The following is a 9,660-nucleotide window of genomic DNA, read 5'->3' on the forward strand; positions in this document are numbered from 1 at the left end:
GGCGATGATGAAATTTCAATACAGGGAAGATATTCAAGCAGCGGTGAGAAAAAAATTGAATTTCATTTCGGCAAACTTGGGGATCGGGAACAAACCATGATCTATGATTATCTTGAGAGATTATGGCACGAGCATGGAAAAGATAAACAGGCAAAAAACATCAATGGAATGGGGGCAAAAAAAGAATCTCAGGAAGCAAGACAGACAATGCCTCTGCTCTTTCTTTGCGATGATGATGAGTATTTTAAAAAAGTATCAAGTACATTTAAAAAAAATAATATTTCTTTATCCAGACTTCAAAGCATTGAAGAGTGTGAAGCAGAACTTTTTAAATTTCAATGGAAGCTAATGCTTGTTGACAGTAAGCTGAAAGATATTGATCTGTGGGATTTTTCAAGAAGAATGCAGAAAATAAGCGAAGAAAAAGAAAAACCTCTTCCTGTATTTATCCTGCTGTCAGAGGATATGTCTGAGGATAGTGTTGTTTATGCTCAATATGCAGGGTTTAAACATATATATCCGCGCACTGATTTTTGCGAAGATTGTGTCAGGTATATCGGAAGTATTATGGGTACTGTTGATAAGAGCACAAGCGACCTGCCGGTTGTTCTTATTATTGATGATGATAAGAACATCACATTTCCTTTGGAGCATGCACTTACAAAAAACGGATTTATGCCTGTAATTGCAACAACCGGAAGTGAAGGCGTCAGGTATGCAAAGGACCATACACTTTCCTGTATTGTTCTTGAACCTGCAATCAGAACAAAAGACGGTATGAATGCAGCGAGAATACTTAAAAGATTGCCTTTTACAAAAAATATACCGATGATCATTTTATCTGTTATCAATAAAAGAAAGGATATAGATCTGGTTACTCAGCTTGGAATTAAAGCATTCCTGAAAAAGCCGGTTGAAATAACAGTAATTGTTGAAAAGATTAAAAGTATATGCTGCGACAAACCAGGATGTTAATAGAGAATTATGGCAAGATATAATGTAATTCCCACAAAGACTAACCTGATAAAGCTGAGGCGCAACCTCTCCTTTGCCAGGGAAGGATATGACCTTCTTGAACAGAAAAGGCAGATATTAATAGTTGAGCTTCTCGGCCTTGTTGACAAGACTGCGGATATTCAGGATAAGGTTGAGAAAGAACTTGCAGACTGCTATACTGCTTTGGATAAGGCTCTTCTCACAATGGGAAAGAACTCTATTTCCGACCTTTCTTTCGGAGTAACAATTGATACGGAAGTTGAGATAGATATGAGAAGGGTTATGGGTGTTAACCTGCCGCAGGTAGGGCTGAAAATAGATGACAAGAAGCCCTATTTCAGTATCGGAGAAACATCTGCATGGGTTGATGAAACAATTATTAAATTCAAAACAGCTTTGCAGGACATTGGAGTTTTAGCCGGAATGCGTATGTCTTTAATGAGGCTTGCGATGGAGGTTAAAAAAACAATAAGAAGGGTAAATGCTCTTGAAAAGATTGCCATTCCGGATTATGAGGAATCCATAGCATATATTGAGGATACTCTTGAAGAAAGCGAGAGAGAAACTTTTGCGATCTTAAAACTTATAAAAGAACGTCTTGAGAAAAAACGAGGTGCCAGACATGGGATCAATTAAACCCGTAAAACGAATACTCCTCTATGTTGACGGTTCTGAAGAATGTATCACAGCTGCCCAGTATGCCGTTGTACTGGCTAAACATTTTGATGCAGAACTTATTGCTATGTATGTTGTTAATGAGAGTATTTTAAAGGATCTGCTGAAGGCTAATATATTCATCAAAGCCGAACAGATGGACTATGAACATGATTTAATGCAGGATGGCAACAGGTATCTGCATTATATTTCTGAGCTGGCAAGAGAAAAGGGTCTGGAAATAAAAACAAAACTGGAAAAAGGTGTTGTTAATAAAATTATTATAGATGCTATTTCAATGCTTGATATAGATCTGATTGTTCTCGGTGAGCTTGAGCAGATTTTATCGAGAAGCGATTCTTTCCATGATGAGAGTGAACTGATTCTCAGGAAAGCGGAATGTTCAGTTCTAATAGTTAAAGATCCGGATAGGGTAGAAGAAATGTACAACGCTATCTAAATGAAAAATTGTAAATTTTTGAGGAGGATTTTAATATGCGTCTTTCGGAAATGCTGCGGGAAGACACTATAGTTGTCGGGTTTAAAAGTTCGCTAAAACAAGATATCCTGGAAGAATTGATAGATATTGCAGAAAAAACAGGGAAAATAAAAGACCGGAATGAGGCCTTGAAGGCTGTAATTGCCCGTGAAGAAATGATGAGCACCGGGCTTGAGCACGGCATAGCAATCCCCCATGCAAAAACAAATGCTGTCTCTGAAATTGTGATGGCAATGGGAATTGCAAAAGAGGGAGTTGACTTTGATGCTGTTGATGGTAATCAGTCATATATATTTTTCTTTTTGCTTGCGCCTGAGAATGCAGCTGCAGCAAATGTAAAACTGCTTGCCCAGATTGCGAGAATTACAAGCAGTGCGGATTTCCGTAATAAGATTATAAAAGCGGAATCTCCTGCCCAGATTCTTGAAATTTTAATTTCTGAAGAGTAGCAATGCAGGGGGCTGGAAGATGCCTCAGCAACTAATCTTTGGAAAGATGAGAAAAAGGTTCTGGCTTTGAGCTGTCTTTTAGTTCTATTCCATAAATTATTGAATGCAGAATGCGGCATTGGTTCCCAACAGCCGCATTTTTTATAGTTGCAAAAGGTCCTATTTCACAAAATGAACCTATGGTTGTTGAACCGGAAATGTACGTAAAGGGATGGATGATTGTACCTTCTTTTATAGATACACTCTCTTCAATGTACACTGAATCAGGATCAGGGAATATTACTCCGTTATTCATATGGACTTTAATGATATCTGTTTTTATTCTTTTTACAGCGGATGTCAGATCTTCCTGAGAGTTAATTCCCTTTAGTACATCGGGATCGGTTTCGGGAAGAGTTTCCACAAGCGCTCCCTTGCCTGTAAGAAATTCGATAATATCAGTCAGGTAATATTCTCCCTGATCATTGTTTGTGCCAAGGCTGTTTAAAAGGGGCAAAACATCTTCCGAACGGAAACAGTAGTGGGACGTATTGACTTCGGTAATTTTCTTTTCTTCAGGCGTAGCGTCTCTCTCTTCTACAATACGTATAACCTTGCCGTCTTTGTCTCTGACTATTCTTCCGTAAGCAGGCGGGGGATCCATAATAGCTGTCATCATAGTTGCTGAAGCTCCGGTCTCTCTATGACGCAGCACGAGCTTTTTAATAATGTCGGGAGTAAGAAATGGTGCATCTCCTACAAGGACAAGCAGATCGCCATGGAATTCTTTCAGCTCTTCCGATGCAATCATAAGTGCGTGTCCGGTGCCGAGCTGCTGTTTTTGTAAAACATATCTGTAATCTGTTCCAAGTTCATTAATAACCATTTCAGATTTGTACCCGACAACAAGAATAATATCATCAATACCTGCATTTTTAACTGCTTTTGTAACATAAAGAACAAGGGGTTTACCGAGAAGCGGATGAAGAACTTTCGGAAGTGTAGTTTTCATACGGGTGCCTTTGCCGGCTGCTAATATTACTGCAATAGTTTTTCTTTGCTGGTTCGTCATGGCAGTTCCTTTTGTTATTTTACAGCATTCCTACAGGTTTGGGGAAAATTATTTCCCTTGCAGATTCAAGTGCATATGAATCAGTCATGCCTGCAACAAAATCAGTAACAGAGCGGGTGTTGTTATTTTCATTTTTGTACAGCTTCTCACGTGCAGAAATAAATTTACCGAAGTGGCGGTCTACAGTATGGATTGATCCGGAATAAGCGTCAAAATCAAAACCAAATTTTTGAAATTTATCGACAAGGTGATTAAAAAGTTTGGTTATAATATTGGATATGGCTTCATCGCTTTTTAAAAGCAGAGGATGATTGTAAATTTTTGCGTAGTTAAATTCCTTAAGTTTCCAAATCAATTCAAATTTATCTTCCGAAAACTGAATTGCTGTACTGTTTTCAGATGTTTTTACGACATCTTTTACAAGGGTGTCAATTATTTCTCCGTTTGTAGTGCCCAGATTTTTTCGAATATCTGACGGGATGTCTTTTCCCTTTATTAATTCTGCTGCTACCGCATCTTCAATATCTCTGCCGAGATAGGCTATTTTGTCCGAGACTCTTACAGCACATCCCTCAAATGTAATTGGTGCTTCCTGCCGTTCAGTGATGGATGAGAGATCTTTTTTTTCTGTAACAGGTGATAATTTCCGGTCAAATTTTTCTCCGCAGTGGGATATAATGCCGTCTCTTACTGCATATGTAAGATTAAGGCCTTGTCCTTTATTTGTTATTTTATCTACAACTCTCAGGCTGTGTATTTCGTGAATAAATCCTCCTGCTTCCTTATTAAGGTCATTCAGAATTTTTTCACCAATGTGCCCGAACGGTGCATGCCCGAGGTCGTGGCCTAAAGCTATAGCCTGTGCAAGTTCCACATCAAGGCCAAGTCCTTTACAAATGGTTGTGGCAATTGTTGAAACGTGTAAAACATGTTCAATGCGAGTGCATATGTGATCATTTTGCGGGGAGAAAAAGACCTGTGTTTTATGCTTCAATCTTCTGAATGGGGTTGAATGTATAATTGCTGTCTGGTCCCTGAAATAATCACCTCTTAAATCCGGTTCTCTATTACGGATTCTTGAGTGGTATAGTTGGTCAGATAAAGGATTTTTCATTATTCCCCCTGATTATTTTTCAGGATATATGAGTATTTCGATACGCCTGTTTTTCATTCTTCCGGCACCGGTATCATTAGAGGCTACAGGATTTTGTTTTCCCATACCCATGACGCTGAATACTGTGTCAGTAATTTTTAAATGGTCTGTAAAATAATCCCTTACAGTTTCTGCCTGTTCCTGAGTCATGAGAAGCTTAAAACCAGACGATCCCCTTCCGTCGGAATATGCCCTGATTATAACAAATGTTGAATCAAAAGATTTGATTAAGTCAGCTGCCGAATCTAATAGGATGAATGTTGAATCTCTTAAAGCAGAACTGCCGGGAGAAAACAGCATATCTCCTGCAATTGTTTTTCTGATTACACAATGCAGAGCTGCAACAGCATCAATGTCAATACCCAGATCCGGAGTATCCGGAGCGCTGTTTTGGTAAACGTCTTTTATTTTTACGTACTGATAAAGCTCTCCTGCGGAGCGGCCTTTAATATCTAAAAAGGGATTGTTTTTATCCACAGTCCCGATGTACTTAAAAAAGTTGCCTTTTCGGCTAATCCATACCTGAGCAGATTCTTTGTTACGTGCTCTGAGAAATATGCACAGGTCCGGCCCTGATTCGTCAATCAGGCTGTTGTCAAGAAATTTTAGAATTATTGTACCCCCTCTTCCAAGGGATACAAATCCGGAGTCATTTTGATTACAAGGTACACCAATGGCATTCTCAGAATGCCGGAAGCGGGCATCAGGTTCATCACCGGTTCCTTTTCCTCTTGCTCCCGGATCATACATAATAACGGAATCTGCAAAAGAGTACCTGCCTGCAAGAAGTACAACATTATTTTGTTTATATGGAATAACAAGTGTATTGTTTTTTAAAGTTTGTTCTATGCCTGCTTTTAAGCTGTCCTGTTTAAGAATAAAATTCTTAAACGTCGGTAACAAGGTAATTGTAAGCAATAGAAACAGCCTGTACATTTTAAAATTTTCCGTTCTGTTTTGGAAATTATTCTAAGGACAAATATATAAATAAATGTGTACAAAGTAAAGAGCGATTTATTCTGATTTCAGGGAAATTTATTAATCTTGACTTTTGTATATTTAATTAGTATAATATTATTATAGATTTAAAAAACTGGCCTTCAGAATTGTTCTTATTGTTAAAAAGCTCAAAAAATTATTTAAAAACTAAAGATAAATGTTAAATTAATGATTTAAAAGGATTAAGTAATGTATGATCAAAATGAAAAAACGGATCTTACTTTTTTTACAAATGAACCTGACTCTACATTATTAGACAGATTTATTGCAATACTAAAAGATGTAAAATATTTTGATATTCTTGTTGGCTACTTCCGTTCAAGCGGTTTTTTCAGGCTCTATAAATCGTTTGAAAATATTGAAAAGATCAGGATTCTTGTAGGGTTGAATCTGGACAAGAAAACTTTTCAGATTATTGAGACCGCTGGCAATTCCGATTTTGAGTCGCATGCAAAAGTGAAAGAATATTTTGGTGAGGTACTTATATCGGAAATTGAGAATTCAGCAGATTCCAAAGAAGTTGAAGATGGAATATTAAAATTTGTTGAGTTTATTAAATCCGGAAAAATTGAAATAAAAGCGCATCCCAGCAGAAACATCCATGCTAAAGTGTATATCAGTCGGTATCATGAGAGTGACAGAGATTTTGGCAGTGTAATCACAGGGTCAAGTAATTTTTCCGAATCAGGTCTTGTTGCTAACCGGGAATTTAATGTTCAGTTAAAAAACAGTGCTGATGTAAAATATGCCCTTGAAAAATTTGAAATGCTCTGGAAAGAGGCTGTTGATATCTCAGATTATTATGTTGACACAATCAATACAAAAACCTATCTCGATAATTCTATTACACCGTATCAGATTTATCTGAAGTTTCTTTACGAGTATTTTAAAGATGACCTGAGCGTCAACAAGGAGATGTTTTATAAAAATTTTCCAAAAGATTTTATGCAGCTAAAATATCAGGAGCAGGCAGTTATAAATGCAAAAAGAATTCTTGAAGAGTTTGGAGGTGTTTTTCTTGCCGATGTAGTAGGATTGGGGAAAACATATATTTCCGCTCTTCTTGCTGCACAGCTTCCGGGAAGGCATCTGGTAATTGCATCTCCTGCATTACTGGACAGGGACAATCCAAATTCATGGCCTAATGTATTTCATGGTTTTAATATTGCGATTGAGCCTGTTTCTGTTGGCAAACTGGAAAAAATAATCGAACGAGGCACAGACAGATATGATAACGTATTTATTGATGAAGCTCATAAATTCAGGAATGAATCAAATATCAGTTACGAAAACTTATCGAGAATTTGTGCAGGCAAAAAGGTGATTTTAGTTAGTGCTACTCCACTTAACAACACACCTTTGGATATCTTGGCACAGATTAAATTGTTTCAAAAGGGTAAAAATAGTACTATCCCAGGAATTAAAAATCTTGATTATTTTTTTAATTCATTGCAAAAACGGCTCAAAAAGTTAGATCGGAAAAAAGATCATGATGAATTTATTTCCGTAGTAAAAGAAAATTCACAGCAGATTAGAGAGCGTGTTTTAAAACATGTTATGGTAAGAAGAACCCGGAAAGAGATAGAAACTTATTTTAGCGCTGATCTTGAAATTCAGGGTTTTAAGTTTCCGGAAATAGCTGCACCTGCTCCTGTTTTTTATGAATTGGATGAAAAGCTCGACAGACTTTTTCTTAATACAATAGGGCTGATTACAGATAAAAAGACATTTACGTATGCACGTTACATGCCTTTGCTTTATTTAAAAGAGGCGTTGACTGAGTTTGATAAAACATCCCAGCGTAACATGGGCAGTTTTATGAAGACTCTGCTGATAAAAAGACTTGAAAGCAGTTTTTATGCATTTAAAAAGACTCTTGACAGGTTTATTGAATCTTATAAAAATTTTATTGAAGTTTATGAAAATGGTAAGGTGTATTTCAGTAAAAAATACTGGAGCAGGATAGTTGATTATTTTTTAGATAATGATTTTGATTCCATACAAAGATTACTTGAACAGGACAAAGCTGAAGAATATCCTGCTGATGCATTTACTGATGATTTGGAAAGAGATCTCCAAAAAGACTTGGATACTTTAATTGAAATAAAATCATGGTGGGATGAAATTGATTATGACCCGAAATTGGAAAAATTTATCAAAGAATTAAATGAATCTGAAATATTAGTTAGAAATAAGCTGATTATTTTTACTGAATCCAAAGAAACTGCTGAATATTTACATGAAAAATTAAACAGTCTTCTGAAGAATAAAGTACTTCTTTTCCACGGAGGTTCAAATCAATCTGCTCTTAATACTGTTATTAAAAATTTTGATGCAAAGGCAAGAAATAAAAAAGATGATTACAGGCTGCTGGTTACAACAGAGGTGCTGTCAGAGGGCATTAATCTGCACAGGTCAAATGTTGTAATAAACTATGATATTCCATGGAATCCAACCAGGATGATACAGCGTGTTGGAAGAATTAACAGAGTTGATACGCAGTTTAATAAAATCTATACCTATAATTTTTTCCCTACGGAGCAGTCAAATGATGTTATTAAGCTAAAGGAAGCTGCTATTGCCAAAATTAATTATTTTATTGAGATGCTGGGAAATGATTCAAAGCTTTTAACAGAGGGTGAAGAGATAAAATCATTTGAGCTTTTTAATAAACTTACATCAAAAGAGTTTATTACAGGAGAAGAAGATGAGGACGAGAGTGAATTAAAGTATCTTGCTGTAATCAAGGATATTCGAAATAATGATGAAAAATTATTCAATAAAATAAAAAAATTACCCAAAAAAGCGCGTTCTTCCCGCGAAATCGAAGAACATGTAAATCTAAGCAAAGAGTCTCTGCTGACTTTTTTCAGAAAAGGGAAACTTAAGAAATTCTATCTGTCTTCAGAGGATGGAGCTGAAGAATTGGATTTTTTAACTGCAGCAAAATTATTTGAGGCCACAACAGAAACAGAAAAAAGAAGAATATCTGCAGACTATCACGAACTTTTAAATAAAAATAAGATGGAATTAATTAACAATCTTACAGAAGAAGAGATACAGGAAACAATGTCCCGAAAAGGCCGTGATAATTCAGTGCGTATATTAAGAATTTTGAAATCCAAAGAAATGCGCACATACAAAGGATTTACGGAAATTGACGAATCATACCTTAAAGATGTTATAAAACTTCTCGAAGAGGGTGTTATAACAAAATCAGTAACAAAGAGAATTTTTAATGAAATAAAAAATTATACAGAGCCCTTAAAAATACTTGGCGCAGTAAAGCGTAATTTACCGAATGAATTTTTCAGAACAAATTATGTCACCTATGAGCGGCTGATGGAATCACCTAATGAAGTTATTTTATCGGAGTGTTTTGTGAAATGACGGAAAGCGAATTACGGAAACTTATTAATGGCGGAGAAAATTTACGCGTTGAATTTAAAAAAAGCCGGAATAAACTCCCTGCAAATTTATTTGAAACGATCTGTGCTTTTCTTAATACAAAAGGCGGACTGATCTTGCTTGGTATTGACGATGCGGGAGATATTACAGGAATTGACAACAGGGTGTTAAGTAAATTGAAAAAAGATATTGCTAATCTTGCCAATAATCCGCAGAAATTATCCCCGGGCATAATGCTTTTGGTTAAAGAATTTAAAATTGGTGATAAAGTTGTTCTATCCATAAAAGTACCGGAGAGTTCTCAGGTTCATAAAACCGGGAATAAAATTTTTGTCAGAAACCAGGACGGAGATTACAAAGTAGTACATCCGGTTGAAATAGCAAAAATAGTTAATCGAAAACAAAACTATTACAGCGAACAAACCGTTTTCCCGGAAATTTCTTTTAATGA

The 9,660-nt window shown here is 36.2% G+C and carries 9 protein-coding genes; 6 read left to right on the forward strand and 3 right to left on the reverse strand.

Annotated features, from left to right (window positions below):
• From J7K93_08540 to J7K93_08555, 4 genes are all read left to right on the forward strand, one after another.
• The coding region (locus J7K93_08540) for a response regulator (GenBank protein MCD6117049.1) at nucleotides 1–975 on the forward strand (975 nt) is incomplete at its 5' end.
• 9 nt (nucleotides 976–984) lie between these two features.
• Entirely contained in the window at nucleotides 985–1,632 is a 648-nt protein-coding gene (locus J7K93_08545; protein ID MCD6117050.1) for a V-type ATP synthase subunit D, read from the forward strand.
• Nucleotides 1,619–2,110 carry a universal stress protein gene (locus J7K93_08550; GenBank protein MCD6117051.1) on the forward strand — a complete coding sequence of 164 codons (492 nt, stop codon included), beginning with the start codon at nucleotides 1,619–1,621 and terminating at the stop codon, nucleotides 2,108–2,110. The genes J7K93_08545 and J7K93_08550 overlap by 14 nt, the downstream gene beginning before the upstream one ends.
• 35 nt (nucleotides 2,111–2,145) lie before the next feature.
• Nucleotides 2,146–2,598, forward strand: a complete 453-nt coding sequence (locus tag J7K93_08555) for a PTS sugar transporter subunit IIA (protein ID MCD6117052.1) — start codon at nucleotides 2,146–2,148, stop codon at nucleotides 2,596–2,598.
• Nucleotides 2,599–2,629: 31 nt separating this feature from the next.
• Here the strand turns inward: J7K93_08555 and J7K93_08560 are convergent, their stop codons facing one another.
• Genes J7K93_08560 through J7K93_08570 form a run of 3 tightly spaced genes read right to left on the reverse strand, consistent with a single transcriptional unit; the run spans nucleotide 2,630 to nucleotide 5,738 of the window.
• Nucleotides 2,630–3,649 (reverse strand): NTP transferase domain-containing protein, encoded by a 1,020-nt coding sequence (locus J7K93_08560; protein MCD6117053.1) that lies wholly within the window; start codon nucleotides 3,647–3,649, stop codon nucleotides 2,630–2,632.
• Nucleotides 3,650–3,668: 19 nt separating this feature from the next.
• Entirely contained in the window at nucleotides 3,669–4,763 is a 1,095-nt protein-coding gene (locus J7K93_08565) for an HD domain-containing protein (GenBank protein ID MCD6117054.1), read from the reverse strand.
• Between the two features lie 12 nt (nucleotides 4,764–4,775).
• Nucleotides 4,776–5,738 carry an OmpA family protein gene (locus J7K93_08570; GenBank protein MCD6117055.1) on the reverse strand — a complete coding sequence of 321 codons (963 nt, stop codon included), beginning with the start codon at nucleotides 5,736–5,738 and terminating at the stop codon, nucleotides 4,776–4,778.
• Nucleotides 5,739–5,990: 252 nt separating this feature from the next.
• Here J7K93_08570 and J7K93_08575 point away from each other — a divergent pair, with 252 nt between their 5' ends.
• Complete coding sequence (locus J7K93_08575) at nucleotides 5,991–9,191, forward strand: helicase (GenBank protein ID MCD6117056.1); 3,201 nt, start codon at nucleotides 5,991–5,993, stop codon at nucleotides 9,189–9,191.
• The coding region (locus J7K93_08580; protein MCD6117057.1) for an ATP-binding protein at nucleotides 9,188–9,660 on the forward strand (473 nt) is incomplete at its 3' end. The genes J7K93_08575 and J7K93_08580, both read left to right, overlap by 4 nt.

The organism is bacterium (assembly GCA_021158245.1).
GTDB lineage: Bacteria > Zhuqueibacterota > QNDG01 > QNDG01 > QNDG01 > QNDG01.

Bases quoted from the DNA above. Each gene is read 5' to 3' on its own strand.
- J7K93_08570 (MCD6117055.1), bottom strand. From the start codon at position 5,738: ATGTACAGGCTGTTTCTATTGCTTACAATTACCTTGTTACCGACGTTT.
- J7K93_08550 (MCD6117051.1), top strand. From the start codon at position 1,619: ATGGGATCAATTAAACCCGTAAAACGAATACTCCTCTATGTTGACGGT.
- J7K93_08555 (MCD6117052.1), top strand. From the start codon at position 2,146: ATGCGTCTTTCGGAAATGCTGCGGGAAGACACTATAGTTGTCGGGTTT.
- J7K93_08565 (MCD6117054.1), bottom strand. From the start codon at position 4,763: ATGAAAAATCCTTTATCTGACCAACTATACCACTCAAGAATCCGTAAT.
- J7K93_08545 (MCD6117050.1), top strand. From the start codon at position 985: ATGGCAAGATATAATGTAATTCCCACAAAGACTAACCTGATAAAGCTG.
- J7K93_08575 (MCD6117056.1), top strand. From the start codon at position 5,991: ATGTATGATCAAAATGAAAAAACGGATCTTACTTTTTTTACAAATGAA.
- J7K93_08560 (MCD6117053.1), bottom strand. From the start codon at position 3,649: ATGACGAACCAGCAAAGAAAAACTATTGCAGTAATATTAGCAGCCGGC.